This is a genomic window from Vibrio aestuarianus (genome assembly GCF_028858425.1).
GTDB lineage: Bacteria > Pseudomonadota > Gammaproteobacteria > Enterobacterales > Vibrionaceae > Vibrio > Vibrio aestuarianus.
In genome coordinates this window covers 1730991-1747376 of the sequence record NZ_JAKNYQ010000001.1, presented here as the reverse complement: position 1 = coordinate 1747376, position 16386 = coordinate 1730991, and the positions used below count along the sequence as shown (strand labels likewise).

Genomic DNA, 16386 nt, shown 5'->3' with positions numbered 1-16386 from the left:
CCTTTGACTGTTGCCTGATCCTCAGTCAATAAGCAGTAAGCCTAGTGGCGCAATTCGACTTATTGAGGTGATTCAATCAAGTAGCAGCTTTTAATTCGCTTTTTATGATACTCTTGCTTTCCTCAACACGCCATGTAGTGATCGGTCTCTTTGTCACAAATTACACAAATGAATAACAACGAAATAAATAAGATTAATGTCAAATCACTGACTTACCATGTCGATCTCGCTCATCAATTGTTTTCTAAGATCGAACAACTCCCATGGGCAATGCTATTACGCTCCGGTTCAACATCTCACATCGATAGCCGCTTTGATATTCTAGTAGCGCAACCGATTGTTACGCTGACAACTCATGGTCATCGCACTACGATATGTGAGCCAGAATACCAGTATCATTCGCAACTTGATCCCTTTAAGCTACTCAGCCAATTGCAGAATCAGTACTTACCCGATATTGAAATTACTGAAGACTTGCCCTTTGTTGGTGGTGTATTAGGCTATTTTGCTTATGACTTGGGCAGACGAGTTGAACAACTTCCAACCATTGCAGAACATGATTTATCGGCACCGGATATGGCGGTTGGACTGTATCAATGGGCGGTCATTGTTGATCATCAAAAGCAAAGTGCTTACGTTGTTGGTGTTGATGTTGAAAACGCTTGGCATTGGTTAAACCACCAACCTTCACTAAATACCGACCATTTTGAGCTAACCTCACCATGGTGCTCAAATATGAACAAGCAACAATACCAAGGTAAGTTTGAGCAAATTCAACGCTATTTATTAGATGGCGACTGCTATCAAATTAATCTCGCGCAACGTTTTCAAGCAACTTACCAAGGCAATGAATGGCATGCTTACCAAAAACTGGAGGCGGTTAATTCAGCACCTTTTTCGGCATTCATCCGTCTTGCCGAATGTGCCATTATTAGTGTTTCCCCAGAACGATTTATGCAAGTCAAACAAGGCGTCATCGAGACCAAGCCAATTAAAGGCACACGTCCCCGCAATCATGACCCTAAAATAGATGCAGAAAATGCCAGCGAACTGGCTTGTGCAGAGAAAGATCAGGCAGAGAATCTGATGATCGTTGACTTGCTGCGCAATGATGTCGGGCGAGTCGCAAAGCCTGGAAGTGTGCATGTGCCAAAATTATTTGATATAGAGAGCTTTCCTGCGGTTCATCATTTAGTTAGCACCATTAGAGCAGAGCTCGCAAACCAATATTCAGCGGCTGATTTATTAAGGGCCAGTTTCCCCGGTGGTTCTATCACTGGCGCACCTAAAGTGCGCGCAATGGAGATTATTGAAGAGTTAGAGCCTCATCGCCGTAGCGCTTATTGCGGTAGTATTGGTTATATCAGTCGCCATGGGCAAATGGATACAAGCATCACCATTCGTACTCTTGTGGCAGAAAATAACCAGCTATATGTCTGGGCTGGCGGTGGCATTGTTGCAGATAGCCAATGGGAAGCGGAATATCAAGAAACATTGGATAAACTCAGTCGCATCTTACCCATCCTTACTTAAAGTTTGCTCGTCCATTAGCACAGCCATTTGATCAGCATTCGTTCAAGATCGTTGGCTGTGTATGGTTTAGTCAGAATATCGTCCATTCCGCATTGTAAACAACGCTCGCGCTCTTCTAACGTCGTTCCTGCCGTCAATGCAATAATCGGTATAGAATATCCCTTTTCCCGTAACAATTGAGTAGCTTCAAATCCATCCATTTCTGGCATTCGACAATCCATAAAAATCAGGTCATAGGTATTACGCTGTGCCGCGTCTACAGCCTCAACCCCATTGGTAGTAATATCAGGTTGAATGTTCAGCATTTTTAACATTTGATTGATGATGATTTGATTCATTCGGATATCATCCACCACTAAAATAGATCGAGAACTTAGCGGTATTGCATGCTCACTCGCTTGCGTCACAGACTCAAGTAACATTTGGCCACTGCAGGTTTGCAAAGGTAATGTAATAAAAAACTGGGTTCCTTCACCTTGTTCACTTTCGAACCAAAGTTCCCCTTCCATCAGTTCAACCAAGCTTTTGCAAATAGCAAGTCCTAGCCCAGTACCTTCGAAATTACGTTTACTTGAACGATCTGCTTGCATAAAAGGATCAAATAAATTGGCATGAGCCGACTTTGGAATACCAACTCCCGTGTCACTGACTATGATATTTAATTGCTTATTAACCCATTTAAGCGTTAATCGTACCTCACCTTGGTGGGTAAACTTGATTGCATTACCAATTAAATTGACCAGAACCTGTTTAAGTCTTTCCACATCACCAACCCACCACTGTGGAAAATCACTTTGCTTTTCGATTACAAAAGAGAGTCGTTTTTCTTGCGCTTTAGGCATTAATATACCCACCAGCGCTTGCTCAAAAACATTCCAATGAAACTGCGTTGGGATCAGTTGCATCATACCAGCATTCATTTTACTAAAATCAAGTAAGTCATTGATAATGATCCGCAGCATATCGCCTGAATGCTTTAAATTGGCTAAGTAATCACACTGCTCTCGGTTCAATGGTGTATCGGCTAATAACTCTGCACTACCTAGTAAACCATTAAGTGGGGTACGCAATTCATGGTTTATCATTGCTACAAATTCTTTGGTCGATTTTTCTGATTCTTCGGCACGCTTACGAGATTCTATATGGCGCGTCATGATCAGTTGCCGACTGATTGCACTGCACAGTAATTCACCCACTAACGCCATTTGGTTAATAATGAAGTCTCTTTCCACACTGTCGAATTTCACTTCGAAAATTAATCGACCGACATACTGTCGCTCAACAATAATTGGCACATAAAGATTATCTTGTTGCCAGCTAATGTCGTGCTGCTCAGAATCAATGGTTTTTAACTGATCGTTGCCAAGTTCAAGACAACTTAAAGTAGGTAAGATTGAATGTGAAAATTGCAAATAGGTCGATTCAATCACTGAGCTTTCACTAAGTCGCTTGATGAACATGGCTAGCAGCGTGTCATCCAACGTTCGACTTAAGAAGGCTCGCCCAAAATAAATCAAGGTTTCATCGATCTGCTCCTCAAATTCAAATTTTCGCAAATCACGCAATGATTTAATCTCGAGTTGTTTAAGCGCCAAATCAAGCCGTTGGTTCAATTGATACAAGTCGTAACTTTTCTGCTCAAGCAGCTTTTCAGCTTCTTTGCGAGCAGCAATTTCTCTCAATAATTTACGTTCTAATGGGCCATCGGTGCTCATAATGCCATCAACTCAACATCACAGTAAAACGAACATGACTGCTATCAGCATTTTGCGATTGCATTTCGATTACAACGCTTTGATTAAAGTAATCTGCACACCCTTCAATTAGCCCTAAGCACACATGCGCCATACAACGAGCACTTTTATAGTCGAAAATCAGCTCTGTTTGGCTTTCATTCATAAATTCAAATTTAGGTGGTTTTGCTTCAGGATAGAGTTTTTTTACCTCAATATGGATATAATCTTCAACATGACGAATGAACTGAAAGCAAGTATCACATTGAAACAAGCTTGCATTCGATGGAAGTGAAGCATATAAATTTTTGAAAACATACTCGCCAAAGACGCGTTGTAACTCTTCTGCAGATACACCTGTCATTTTACTCAGCTCAATAATTAATTTGACTAACGCACGGTGATCATAGCTACCCACTGATGTATATATCCCCGAATCATCAGAACGTTCCAGCACTTCATCTAATACTTCGAGGCCAAATTTCGTTTCCACTAATTCCATAAATTCAGTAAAAATAATTCCTTTCATTGCGATATCCTTGGGTTAATCTAATTAAAGCATGAGCTATAAAATACGTAATTTCAAATAACAGATATTCTAAATTATCAACAGGCTAACTCTTTTATCCTATGATTAATTGTAGTGTTAATAACTATGCTTAGGTGCATGTCATCTACTATCGCTTGCAAGGGAGAAATTGTGTTCAAGCTAACTAAAATCGATTTCATTCAAAGCTTTCAACTTAATCGACCTGTGGGATACCATGCTGAATCACTACAAAGAGTGGCTCACCTCTCCTCATCATCTCTACGACGCGCATCCGTACTGGTTGGTTTTGTTGAGCGTGAAGCAGGGTTATATGTGGTGTTAACAAAACGCGCAGCTCATTTAAAACATCATCCTGGCCAAATCAGTTTCCCAGGAGGCAAATATGAAGAATGGGATCACTCGTTATACCAAACCGCGATACGAGAAGCAGAAGAAGAAACGGGTATAAAAGCCAGTCAGATCGAAATTTTGGGGCATTTGCCAGAACTAGTTACCGTCAGTAAATTTTCTGTCACACCTGTCGTGGCGTTTATCCAACCAGATTATCAAGCCAAATTAGACGATAACGAGGTCGAAGAATTGTTCGAAGTACCAGCTAATTATTTATTCGATCGCACAAAATTATACAGTGGACTGTTTCAAGTGAAAAACCAAGCACACCGTGTGTTTGCCATCCCATACCAACAACATTTCATATGGGGTATGACCGCGCAAATTATTCAGGCGTTACAGACTCATATCATTTCACCCACTTAATCTCACTCATTAGTTTACCCAAACAATCACATTGTCTTTACCGATTAGCATACTAGCAATCTTCTAACGTGGAAAAATGTTAATCAAACATCATTTCCGATAACTTTTACTAATCCAATCCATTAACAATCCTCACATGTAGCACGCCATTTTCGTGATCAAAAATTGGTTTTTGATATATCGTCCAATAAGCTCGAGCGTTACATGATTTAGATCTATTTTTCTTATGAGAAAATTATGCAAAATGCCCGCGACTTATTTCCTGTTCCCAAAAATGAGTAACACAAAATGAATAACACAACTACGGCAACTTCTGCCGCACAATCGTCTAGCAAGTGGACTTACAAAGATTTCACTTGGTGTCTTTCCCTCTTTGGTACAGCAGTTGGTGCTGGTGTACTCTTCCTTCCAATTAAAGCTGGCGCTGGTGGTTTTTGGCCATTAGTTATCTTAGCCCTAATTGCTGCACCAATGACTTGGTTTGCGCATAAAGGTCTAGCACGCTTCGTCCTTTCTGCAAAAAGTGTTGATGCAGATATCACAGATACAGTAGAAGAACATTTTGGTAAAACTGGCGCAAACCTTATCACTTTCGCTTACTTTTTCGCCATCTACCCTATTGTTCTTATCTATGGTGTGGGCATCACCAACACTGTGGATTCTTTCCTTGTAAACCAAGTCGGCATGGAATCGATTCCTCGTTGGCTGCTGTCTGGCGCACTGATTGCCGCTATGACTGCAGGCGTAGTATTTGGTAAAGAGTTGATGCTAAAAGCAACATCAGCCATGGTTTATCCATTGGTGTTGGTTTTATTAGCACTATCGTTCTACCTGATTCCAGAATGGAACACTTCAATGATCGAAGTCGCACCTGACTGGTCTGCAATGCCAACTATTGTTTGGTTAGCAATTCCAATCATCGTGTTTTCTTTCAACCACAGTCCAATTATCAGTCAGTTCTCTAAAGAACAACGTTTGCAATACGGTGACAATGCAGTGAAAAAAACTGACATGATCACTGGTGGTGCAGCAATGATGCTGATGGGCTTTGTGATGTTCTTCGTATTCTCAGTGGTTCTTTCTCTATCACCAGAGCAATTAGCTTTAGCAAAAGAACAAAACATATCTGTTCTTTCTTACTTAGCGAACATCCACGAGTCTCCAATGATTTCTTACATGGGTCCTCTCGTTGCTTTCGCGGCAATCACATCAAGCTACTTTGGTCACTTCCTAGGTGCTCATGAAGGTTTAGTTGGTCTGATTAAGTCTCGCTCTAATAGCTCTGTTAGCAAAATTGAAAAAATGTCACTGATTTTCATCGTGTTGACAACATGGGTTGTAGCTATTGTTAACCCAAGTATCCTTGGCATGATCGAAACCATGGGTGCACCAATGATCGCTGGTATCTTATTCCTATTGCCTATCTTTGCTATGCATAAAGTTCCAGCAATGGCTAAGTACAAGACTTCAGCACCAGTACAGATTTTCACAACTATCTGTGGTCTTGCTGCGATTAGTTCTGTAATCTACGGCGCTCTTTAATCTGGTGTATTGGCTTCGACTACTGAAGACAATGACTTTGATAACTGAATACAGAATATAACAATAATAAGAAGCCTCCCTCTTTGATAGGGGGGCTTACTTTTGAGGTAATCGATATGATTAGTGTATTTGATATCTATAAAATCGGTGTTGGTCCTTCAAGCTCACACACAGTGGGACCAATGAAAGCGGGTAAAGAATTTATTGATGATTTACGTTCAATGGGAAAATTGCGCGACATCACTAAAATCACCGTGGACGTTTATGGTTCATTATCACTGACAGGGAAAGGTCACCACACGGATATTGCTATCATCATGGGTCTTGCTGGTAATACCCCTGAGAAAGTCGATATAGATACAATTCCAAGCTTTATTGCTCGTGTTGAAGAAACAGAGCGCCTTCCTGTTGGCATGCACTGCCACACCGTATCATTTCCTAAAGATGGTGGAATGAATTTCCACAAAACTAACTTGTCTTTGCATGAAAATGGTATGCAGATCCACGCGTGGATTGATGACGAAGTGGCTTACTCGAAAACTTATTACTCGATCGGTGGTGGTTTCATCGTTGATGAAGAGAATTTTGGTAAAGAGAAAGAAAACCCAATCAAAGTTCCGTATGTGTTTACCAGTGCTGAAGAACTGATGAACCAATGTAAGGACAGTGGTCTTTCCATCAGCACTCTGGTCATGGCGAATGAAAAAGCATTGCACTCTGATGAAGAAGTTCGCACCTATTTTGCTAACATTTGGAAAACCATGCGCGAGTGTATGGATCGTGGTATGAATACCGAAGGAATTTTGCCTGGTCCTCTGCGCGTTCCTCGTCGTGCCGCTGCGCTTCGTCAACAATTAATGACGTCAGAAAAAACAACCAACGATCCAATGGCGGTTGTTGACTGGGTTAATATGTACGCCTTTGCAGTCAATGAAGAAAATGCAGCGGGTGGTCGTGTCGTAACAGCGCCAACCAATGGTGCTTGTGGTATTATCCCTGCCGTTTTAGCGTATTACGATAAATTCATTCAAACTGTTACCGAGAAAGATTACATCCGTTACTTCGCCGCTTCAGGCGCTATCGGTGGTCTATACAAGCGTAATGCTTCAATTTCTGGAGCGGAAGTGGGCTGTCAGGGTGAAGTGGGTGTGGCATGTTCTATGGCAGCAGCAGGTCTTGCTGAGCTGATGGGCGGTAGCCCTGAGCAAGTATGTATGGCAGCAGAAATTGCAATGGAACATAACCTTGGCCTAACCTGTGACCCTGTTGCAGGTCAAGTGCAAGTCCCTTGTATTGAACGTAATGGTATTGCTGCAGTTAAGTCTATTAACTCAACACGTATGGCGCTTCGTCGTTCTTCAGCCCCCCGTGTCTCACTTGATAAAGTTATCGAGACGATGCTGGAAACCGGTAAAGACATGAATGCTAAATACCGTGAAACCTCACAAGGTGGTTTGGCTATTAAAGTCGTGTGCTAGACACTCTATCTATGTAAAAAGAAACCCAAGCAAGAATGCTTGGGTTTCTTTTTTACCACTAAAACATTAGCCTTTGTAGATACAACCAGCAGTACACGTTTCTTTAATCTCTACCTTACTCAATAGTGGGAGTGCAGGTTTCAATTGTTGCCAAATCCATTGTGCTAAAACTTCGCTGGTTGGATTCTCGAGTCCTTCGATATCGTTCAAGTAATAGTGATCCAAACGATCATAAATAGGCTTAAATGCGGCTTTTATTTCCGCAAAGTCAACAACCCATCCTGTATGCGGGTTTACCTCCCCTTCTACATACAGACGAACTAAGAAAGAGTGTCCGTGCAAGCGACCACATTTATGTCCTTCAGGTACATGTGGTAAATGATGAGCTGCTTCAAACATAAACTCTTTATATAATTCTGTTTTCATCTTGATTCTCTGGCTTTAGAAAGACACGCAATACTAAGTAATAAGGCCTAATGACACAAGTTCACCTTAATATTAATCTCCAGCAATACAGTTAAACTGAACTTTAAAATGGTTATTTCATGTTAGCTGCCAGAAAAATGGCTTTAATGTCAAAAGCTTGATAAGACAAGTGCAATATCGCAGATACAAAACCATAATTTGTCTAAGGTCACACTCCCTAAACTACTACTTTTGCAGTAGTTGTAATTAACGCTATATTTACATTGCCTTTAACTTATAACTATAAAATTATCATGAACTCAACAATAACGTCTAAATTACTCTTAACCCTCATCTCTGTTTTTGCGGTTGTATTGGCCGTATCAACAACTTATCAATATACCCAACAACGGGATCTGCTCAACTCAGTGCTCAGTGAACAACTGCATGATAAAGCCAGCAACTATTTTGATAGCCTTAATATGATGATGATCACAGGGACTATGGCGCAAAAAGAAACCTTGCGCCAAAAAGCCTTAGCGCAAGACGGCATTGAACAAGTCCGAGTATTACGCGCGGACGCGGTAAGCAAACTCTACGGACCTGGACAAGAAAATCAAAAACCACTTGATGATATTGATAGACGTGCACTCAGCGGCGAAACCATTATAGAACCAATTAGCGCCGATTGGGGTAAAGGATTAGTCGTTGCGCTACCAATGAAGTCAAGCAGCGATTACCGGGGAACCAATTGTGTTGCCTGCCATATGGCTGAAGAGGGTACTGTGTTAGGTGCCATTCGTCTTGAATATAACTTAAGCCATGTCAACCAGATGATGAGCAAGCATACCGTTATCGCGGTTGGTATCATGGCCTCTATTGCTTTTGTTGGTTTTATCATTACCCTCGCCTTGATCCGAAAAATAATTGTACGGCCTATCCAAAAAACGTCACGATTCATGTGTAGCGTGAGTAAAAGTAAAGACTTGTCTCAACGTTTAAGCGACGATAGAACCGATGAACTCGGTCAACTTGCCCAATCAATTAATTCCCTGATGGATACCGTTTCCGACAGCTTAGTCAAAGTGCAAGACACCTCCCATTCACTCGCAGAGTCTGCAAATAAATTGACAGATGTAGCACAAGTCACCGACCAAGCAGCAGATAACCAACAACGTGAAACCTCTGATGTACAGATCAACATTGAGGAAATGCAATCTCAACAGCAACAAGTTGAACAAGCAACTATCGATGCATCAACATTAATTAAACACACTGCGAGTGTCGCGCAGCAAAGTGCTCAACAAGCTCATGTGGCAAGCGAAGACATCAAAGGTCTAGTCGGTGATATCGAATCTGTTAGGCACAAAATATCCGAACTAAACGGCCAAACCGGACAAGTTTCCTCAATTCTCGAAACCATTAAAGGCATCGCAGAACAAACCAATTTACTGGCTCTCAATGCAGCCATTGAAGCTGCTCGTGCTGGGGAGCAAGGGCGTGGGTTCGCGGTCGTTGCCGATGAAGTACGTCAACTCGCCTCTCGAACTGCAGAAGCGACAGGGAGTATCGAGCAAATTATCGCACAATTTAAACATAACAGTGACGCCTCCCTTTCATCGGTTGATTCTGTCTGCTCACAAGCGCATAAACGCTCAACCGAAGTCGAAGAACTCTCTTCCACTATGACAAATGTCGTTGCAGAGATGGAACAAGTACTGGTTCACGCCACTTCGATTCAAGAACAAACTCGAACAACCACACAAGTTAGCCAAGACGTACAAGGCAAAATTGAAATTATCACACGCCATGCCGACGATACCTCTCAATCGGCCACACAAACTCGCGGGATCAGTGTTGATTTAGAACAGCTTTCACAACGTTTAGAAACATTAATGAATCAATTTACCCTTTCAGCGAAGAATTCTTCGTCTAATCGACAATAAAGGTTGATGCTAGCGAATTGACAGGTAATATGTGCCATTGAATTAAAAAAGTAATAAGCAACCCAATGTTTAGCTTGTTTTTTGTTCGTTTCTTAAAGTGAAAACACGTTTGAATATTGGGTTGAGTTTTTACCTCAATGGAGACTATACCTAACATGACTTACGCGCCTGTAACAGACGTATTGAACGGTAAGCTAGCGGTTGACAGTGAAGTCACTGTCCGTGGCTGGATTCGCTCACGTCGTGATTCCAAAGCTGGAATCTCTTTTCTTGCCATTTATGACGGCTCTTGTTTCGACCCGATTCAGGCCGTGGTCCCTAATAATCTTAATAATTACGAAGACGAAGTATTAAAGCTAACCACTGGCTGCTCTGTTGAAGTAACTGGCAAGATTGTTGAGTCCCCTGCTTCTGGTCAAGATTTTGAGCTAGCAGCGACTGAGGTAAAAGTCGTTGGTTGGGTTGAAGATGCCGATACTTACCCAATGGCAAAAACTCGTCACTCGATTGAATATCTCCGTGAAGTTGCACACCTACGCCCACGCACTAACGTTATTGGCGCTGTAGCTCGCGTACGTAACTGCCTGTCTCAAGCAATCCACCGCTTCTATCATGAACAAGGTTACTTCTGGATGTCGGCACCACTGATTACAGCATCCGATGCTGAAGGTGCAGGTGAGATGTTCCGCGTATCAACATTGGATCACGCAAACCTTCCTCTAGATGACAAAGGCAATGTTGATTACAACGAAGATTTCTTTGGTAAAGAGACATTCCTAACCGTATCTGGCCAGTTAAACGCCGAAGCTTACGCTTGTGCACTAAGCAAAGTTTATACTTTTGGCCCTACTTTCCGTGCTGAAAACTCAAACACAAGCCGTCATCTGGCTGAGTTTTGGATGGTTGAACCTGAAGTGGCATTTGCAGATCTAAACGATGTTGCAAAATTAGCCGAAGACATGTTGAAATATGTGTTTAAAGCTGTATTAGAAGAGCGTCGTGATGACCTTGAATTCTTCGCATCACGCATTGATAAAGAAGCGATTACGCGTCTTGAGCAATTCGTGAAGTCAGATTTTGCCCAAGTTGATTACACAGATGCAATTCAAATCCTACTCGATTCTGGCCGTAAGTTTGAATTTGACGTGGAATGGGGTATCGACCTTTCTTCAGAACACGAACGCTTCCTTGCAGAAGAACATTTCAAAGCGCCAGTTATCGTTAAGAACTATCCAAAAGATATCAAAGCGTTTTACATGCGTCTCAATGAAGATGGTAAAACGGTGGCAGCGATGGATGTTCTAGCGCCGGGTATCGGTGAGATTATTGGTGGTTCTCAACGTGAAGAACGCTTGGATGTGCTTGATGCTCGCATGATCGAGATGGGTATCGACCCTGAACACATGAACTGGTACCGTGATTTACGTCGCTACGGCACAGTTCCACATGCTGGCTTTGGTTTAGGATTCGAGCGTTTGGTGTCATACGTAACAGGCATGGGTAACGTTCGTGACGTAATTCCATTCCCACGCACACCACGTTCAGCAAACTTCTAAATACTATTGCACACTATCGATTTAGAAAGCCTCCAGTCATGGAGGCTTTTTTGTGTAATTTGTTATTTAATACTATAGACATACTGGTGTTGAACCAACACCGCCGCAACTTCAAATAGGAAGGGTATAGCTACCAAATATTTAATGAGTATGGGTAGACTACTTTAGCTTTCTTTCAAAAATCATTATGTTGAATGGCTTAGCTCTCAGATTTTGCCATCATACTTAATTGCCTTGCCATGTCTCACCATTAATAAGACTTAAATCACATTAATTTCAATAACCTCTGCTACATTGACTCGTGATATCTTGAGGATGCTCACGCTATAATCCTCATTAAGTCAGTATTAACGCTTAGAGAGATAAATAATGAAAAAAATAGAAGCAGAAAACTTGCAATACAAAGGTCAATCTAACGGTGTACATAGTTGGACAACTCCCTCCGGTCAGCCTTATTATTGGCACCCTGATTGGCTGCATATTGCCGAGGATGCAACCGGGCTTCATCCCAAACAAGCGCTGGAAGTGAAAGAAGGCGAAAAAGTGAATCAGACGCACGCTGTTTCTGCTATTTTAAAGCATTTCAATCAATGGGCTGCGGACAAATTAGCAAAACACCCTGACATTGAAACACAAGCCATAGAGTCGGAAATAGAACTGAAAAAATAACGACTAGCATCAGCGCCAGATCAAATATTTTCTAAAATTCTAGACCTCAATCGCCAGCCGATTGGGGTTTTCTTTTAAATAAATGGCCTTTTTTCTAACGATTCATTGCCAAATCAAATTATTTTTAATTTTTCTCTTTTACGCGGTTGTCACAGATATTTCATAAAGGTATAAATACGTTAATTTCTACGTTTTTAGACCCCTTTCTTATACTTTACATGGATGAGCGTTATGTTTGAAAAAGTTGTCGCAGCCCCGGCTGACCCTATTCTTGGCTTAACTGAAGAGTTCAAAAAAGACCCTCGCGCAGAGAAAATTAACCTTGGCGTTGGGATCTACAAAAATGAAGCTGGTGAAACCCCAATTCTTGCTACAGTAAAAAAAGCAGAAGCGGCACTACTTGAGTCTGAGAAAACAAAATCTTACCTCACAATTGAAGGTACGGCTGAATACGGCCTTGCTGTGCAAAAACTGCTTTTTGGCGCTGAGTCTGACATTGTCACTCAAAAGTTAGCAAAAACAGCCCAAGCTCCAGGTGGTACAGGTGCATTGCGTGTGGCTGGCGAATTCATTAAACGTCAACTGGGTGATGTGAAAATTTGGATCAGTAATCCAACATGGGCTAACCACCATGGGGTGTTTAATGCCGCGGGTCTAGAAACAGCGCAATACTCTTACTACAACGCTGAAGCAAAAGATAAAGATTTCGCTGCTATGCTGGCTGATCTTGCTCAAGCTCAAACGGGAGATATCGTCTTACTACACGGCTGCTGCCATAACCCAACAGGCATCGATCCAACCGCTGAAGAGTGGGAAGCATTAGCTAAACTGGTTGCAGAGAAAGGACTACTGCCGCTGTTTGACTTCGCTTACCAAGGCTTTGCTAAAGGCGTAGAAGAAGATGCACAAGGCCTACGTACTTTTGCCAAATACAACAAAGAGATCTTGGTTGCGAGTTCATTCTCTAAAAACTTTGGCTTATACAATGAGCGTGTGGGCGCATTCACTATCGTCGCAGCATCGACAGAAACCGTGAGCACTGCCTTTTCTCAAGTTAAAGCCATTATCCGCTCTATCTACTCAAACCCACCTGCGCATGGTGCTGCAGTGGTAACGCACATTCTAAATAACGCGGAATTGCGTACAGAATGGGAACAAGAAGTCGCTGAAATGCGTGTCCGTATTCAAGAAATGCGTGAGCTATTTGTTGCTACGTTGAAAGCTGAAGGTGTAGAAGCAGATTTTAGTTTTATTGAACGCCAAAATGGCATGTTCTCTTTCTCTGGCCTAAGCAAAGACCAAGTGACTCGCCTGAAAGATGAGTTTGCTATTTATATTGTCGGCTCTGGTCGAATCAGCGTTGCTGGCATGACGAAATCTAACATGGGACCATTATGTAAAGGCATCGCTGCTGTTTTATAACCACCCATAAAAATAGGAAATAGCCGGCTCAATGTCGGCTATTTTTCTTTACATCATTGATGAAAATTTCATCTTTAAATAACGAGCCTTCCCTCGCCCTGCAATTGCTTGTGAATTCATGTAACATAACGTTTTGAATCTTTAAGCTAAAAGGAAGCCACGATGGAAGCCGAATTAATAGAAATAAAAAACTTCCTTGCTCAATATCCCCCCTTCAATGAACTTCCTGAAGAGACCCTAGTCGATGTGACACAACACGTCGAAATATCCTACTTTCGTCAGGGTACTCCCATTATTCATTTTGGCGATCACATTCAAGATTTGTACTTAATTCGTAGTGGCGTCGTTGAAGTTTACCGTCGTAAAGGTGAGCTTTACAATCGCTTGACTGAAGGTGGGTTATTTGGACAGATGGGGCTATTAACCAATAACCGAGTTCGCTTTCCCGTTACTGCCATTGAAGATACATTGGTCTACTGCATTCCTGAGAATATCTTTCAAGACTTATATGATAACCATGATAGCTTCGCCGACTTTGTCGAAGTAGAAGATAATGCTCGCCTACGTCAGGCTATATCAAGCAAATCAGATCAAAATGATCTCACCACATCGAAAGTGAAAACCCTACTGACTCGTGAAGCACCATTCGTTTATAAAACGGAGACGATACAGAACGCGGCGATCAAGATGGCTGAGGAAAATATCTCCTCTTTATTGGTTATCGACCCAGATATTTTTGAAGACAACGAAGAAGATGCGAGCCCTGTGGTCGGTATTTTGACTGACCGTGATTTATGTACACGCGTATTGGCGGTTGGCGTTGATCCAAGTAAACAGGTCACAGACGTAATGACGGTGGAAGTCGTTTCGCTGGATCACAATGCCTACGTTTACGAGGCCATGCTAACCATGCTTCGCTATAACGTACATCATTTACCCATTTTAAAAGAAAAAAAACCGATAGGAATTATTGAAGCGACTGATATCGTCCGCTACGAATCACAAAACTCACTGCTGCTCGTCAGCCGAATATTCCAACAACAAAATGTAGAAGAGCTAGCAGCGCTGTCCAATCAAGTCAAAGACAGTTTTGTTCGATTAGTAAATGAGGATGCGAATTCTCACATGGTAGGAACAGCCATGTCGGTCATAGGACGTAGCTTTAAGCAGCGTATTATCGAATTAGCCGAAGAGAACATAGGATCGCCCCCTATTCCTTATTGCTTCCTCGCTTTAGGTTCAATGGGACGCGATGAACAATTAATCGTCACCGATCAAGATAATGCAATGATCTTAGATGATAGTTATGATGAGAAAAAACATGGCGCATACTTCGAAGCACTGGCTAAGTTTGTCTGCGATAGCTTAGACCAATGTGGTTACAGTTATTGCACTGGTGACATTATGGCCAGTAATCCAATGTGGCGCATGACCCGTGCACAATGGGAAGAGTGCTTTGCCGATTGGATCGATGACCCCAACCCTAAAGCCTTACTTAATGCGTCAATTTTCTTTGATTTATGTGGTGTATATGGTCGAACCAAGTGGGCAGAACAACTCAATGGGTTTATTGTCCGTCGAGCAAGAAAAAATAACCGTTTTCTTGCCTGTTTAGCTCGTAATGCGCTTAATCGAACACCCCCATTAGGATTTTTTAAAGACTTTGTCATGGAAAAAGATGGGCGTCACAACAACACCATTAACTTAAAGCGCCGTGGTACAGCCCCGCTGGCTGACCTTATCCGAGTTCATGCTTTAGCCGTAGGCTCTCGTTCTACCAATTCTTTTGAGCGTTTAGATGACATTATCGATGCTGGCATTTTACCAAAAGGCCGAGCTCAAGATTTAAAAGATGCGATGGAGTTTGTCTCTATGGTTCGAATCCGTCACCAAGCCGCTGATGTAGAACAAGCTATTGAACCCGATAACAATATTGAACCTGAGAATTTGTCTGATTTTGAAAGACGTAACTTAAAAGATGCTTTCCAAATACTCAGTAATGCACAGAATTTTCTGAAGTACCGTTATCAAGCCAGTAATAAATTTAAGTGACCGCAATGATTAAACAACTGTTTCAGAAACCAAGTATTGACTGGACCAATAAATATGCCAATAAGCATGATTTGGCGAAGCACCCTCTACTGAAAGCATTTTACTCGAAGGCGTTAGTCATTGGTGATACCCCTTTAGATGAAATCGAGTTTGTTGCCCTTGATTTTGAAACCACAGGGTTAAATGCGAGCACTGATGACATTATCACTATTGGAGTCGTGCCTTTTACACTGAATCGAATATTCATTAATCGTGCCCAGCATTGGATTGTTAGACCTCGCCAAATATTAAAAGAGAATTCCGTTGTTATTCATGGAATCACTCATAATGATATTTTAGATGCTCCGGATCTTTCAGAGGTCATTGAACCCGTTCTTAATGCGCTAGCTGGGCGTATTGTGGTGGTTCACTACCGTCACATTGAACGTCGTTTTCTCGATCAGGCGTTAAAGATACGAATTCAGGAAGGGATTGAGTTCCCTGTGATTGACACATTGCAACTTGAAACAGATATTCAGAAGCGGTTATACGGAGGGCTGATGAATAAATTGAAAGGTAAATCACCACAATCAGTCCGTTTAGGCCAATCACGGATCAGATATGGTTTACCAGCTTATACCCCGCATCATGCCCTAACAGATGCGATTGCAACCGCTGAATTATTTCAGGCCCAAATCGCGCACCATTTTAATGCTAAGCAAAGCATAAAAGAATTTTGGTTATAATAACAATCACAGTCAATAA

General features: G+C 41.9%; 13 protein-coding genes. 10 read left to right on the top strand and 3 right to left on the bottom strand.

What is annotated here, in order from left to right:
• Window positions 1–150 precede the first annotated feature (150 nt).
• On the top strand, window positions 151–1533 hold the full coding sequence (gene pabB / locus MCT08_RS08135) for an aminodeoxychorismate synthase component 1 (RefSeq protein ID WP_053312299.1): 1383 nt from the start codon (window positions 151–153) through the stop codon (window positions 1531–1533).
• Window positions 1534–1547: 14 nt separating this feature from the next.
• Here pabB and MCT08_RS08130 read toward each other — a convergent pair whose 3' ends face one another.
• Window positions 1548–3248: an ATP-binding protein gene (locus MCT08_RS08130; RefSeq protein WP_053312300.1), complete on the bottom strand. Its 1701-nt coding sequence runs from the start codon at window positions 3246–3248 to the stop codon at window positions 1548–1550.
• A gap of 7 nt (window positions 3249–3255) precedes the next feature.
• Window positions 3256–3795, bottom strand: coding sequence for a heme NO-binding domain-containing protein (locus MCT08_RS08125; RefSeq protein WP_053312301.1), 540 nt, complete (start codon window positions 3793–3795; stop codon window positions 3256–3258).
• 171 nt (window positions 3796–3966) lie between these two features.
• Between MCT08_RS08125 and MCT08_RS08120 the strand changes: the two genes are divergently transcribed.
• The 3 genes from MCT08_RS08120 (at window position 3967) to MCT08_RS08110 (ending at window position 7592) form a co-directional block, all read left to right on the top strand.
• Window positions 3967–4572, top strand: a complete 606-nt coding sequence (locus tag MCT08_RS08120) for a CoA pyrophosphatase (RefSeq protein WP_171375430.1) — start codon at window positions 3967–3969, stop codon at window positions 4570–4572.
• A 288-nt stretch (window positions 4573–4860) separates the two neighbouring features.
• Window positions 4861–6114, top strand: coding sequence for an aromatic amino acid transport family protein (locus MCT08_RS08115; RefSeq protein WP_053312303.1), 1254 nt, complete (start codon window positions 4861–4863; stop codon window positions 6112–6114).
• Between the two features lie 116 nt (window positions 6115–6230).
• The gene (locus tag MCT08_RS08110; protein ID WP_053312304.1) at window positions 6231–7592 is read left to right on the top strand and encodes an L-serine ammonia-lyase; all 1362 of its coding nucleotides are present in this window, start codon (window positions 6231–6233) and stop codon (window positions 7590–7592) included.
• Window positions 7593–7658: 66 nt separating this feature from the next.
• Here MCT08_RS08110 and queD read toward each other — a convergent pair whose 3' ends face one another.
• On the bottom strand, window positions 7659–8018 hold the full coding sequence (queD, locus tag MCT08_RS08105; protein ID WP_053312305.1) for a 6-carboxytetrahydropterin synthase QueD: 360 nt from the start codon (window positions 8016–8018) through the stop codon (window positions 7659–7661).
• Between the two features lie 293 nt (window positions 8019–8311).
• Here queD and MCT08_RS08100 point away from each other — a divergent pair, with 293 nt between their 5' ends.
• From MCT08_RS08100 to MCT08_RS08075, 6 genes are all read left to right on the top strand, one after another.
• On the top strand, window positions 8312–9943 hold the full coding sequence (locus tag MCT08_RS08100; RefSeq protein WP_274678217.1) for a methyl-accepting chemotaxis protein: 1632 nt from the start codon (window positions 8312–8314) through the stop codon (window positions 9941–9943).
• 155 nt (window positions 9944–10098) lie between these two features.
• Window positions 10099–11499, top strand: coding sequence for an asparagine--tRNA ligase (asnS, locus tag MCT08_RS08095; protein WP_053312306.1), 1401 nt, complete (start codon window positions 10099–10101; stop codon window positions 11497–11499).
• A 369-nt stretch (window positions 11500–11868) separates the two neighbouring features.
• Window positions 11869–12168, top strand: a complete 300-nt coding sequence (locus tag MCT08_RS08090; protein ID WP_168522043.1) for a hypothetical protein — start codon at window positions 11869–11871, stop codon at window positions 12166–12168.
• A gap of 231 nt (window positions 12169–12399) precedes the next feature.
• Window positions 12400–13590, top strand: coding sequence for an amino acid aminotransferase (locus MCT08_RS08085; RefSeq protein WP_356679860.1), 1191 nt, complete (start codon window positions 12400–12402; stop codon window positions 13588–13590).
• A gap of 162 nt (window positions 13591–13752) precedes the next feature.
• The gene (locus tag MCT08_RS08080) at window positions 13753–15642 is read left to right on the top strand and encodes a putative nucleotidyltransferase substrate binding domain-containing protein (RefSeq protein WP_274678216.1); all 1890 of its coding nucleotides are present in this window, start codon (window positions 13753–13755) and stop codon (window positions 15640–15642) included.
• A gap of 8 nt (window positions 15643–15650) precedes the next feature.
• Entirely contained in the window at window positions 15651–16367 is a 717-nt protein-coding gene (locus MCT08_RS08075; RefSeq protein WP_261915583.1) for a 3'-5' exonuclease, read from the top strand.
• The last annotated feature ends 19 nt before the right edge of the window (window positions 16368–16386 follow it).

Bases quoted from the DNA above. Each gene is read 5' to 3' on its own strand.
- MCT08_RS08130 (WP_053312300.1), bottom strand. From the start codon at position 3,248: ATGAGCACCGATGGCCCATTAGAACGTAAATTATTGAGAGAAATTGCT.
- MCT08_RS08125 (WP_053312301.1), bottom strand. From the start codon at position 3,795: ATGAAAGGAATTATTTTTACTGAATTTATGGAATTAGTGGAAACGAAA.
- MCT08_RS08115 (WP_053312303.1), top strand. From the start codon at position 4,861: ATGAATAACACAACTACGGCAACTTCTGCCGCACAATCGTCTAGCAAG.
- MCT08_RS08110 (WP_053312304.1), top strand. From the start codon at position 6,231: ATGATTAGTGTATTTGATATCTATAAAATCGGTGTTGGTCCTTCAAGC.
- queD (WP_053312305.1), bottom strand. From the start codon at position 8,018: ATGAAAACAGAATTATATAAAGAGTTTATGTTTGAAGCAGCTCATCAT.
- MCT08_RS08100 (WP_274678217.1), top strand. From the start codon at position 8,312: ATGAACTCAACAATAACGTCTAAATTACTCTTAACCCTCATCTCTGTT.
- asnS (WP_053312306.1), top strand. From the start codon at position 10,099: ATGACTTACGCGCCTGTAACAGACGTATTGAACGGTAAGCTAGCGGTT.
- MCT08_RS08090 (WP_168522043.1), top strand. From the start codon at position 11,869: ATGAAAAAAATAGAAGCAGAAAACTTGCAATACAAAGGTCAATCTAAC.
- MCT08_RS08085 (WP_356679860.1), top strand. From the start codon at position 12,400: ATGTTTGAAAAAGTTGTCGCAGCCCCGGCTGACCCTATTCTTGGCTTA.
- MCT08_RS08080 (WP_274678216.1), top strand. From the start codon at position 13,753: ATGGAAGCCGAATTAATAGAAATAAAAAACTTCCTTGCTCAATATCCC.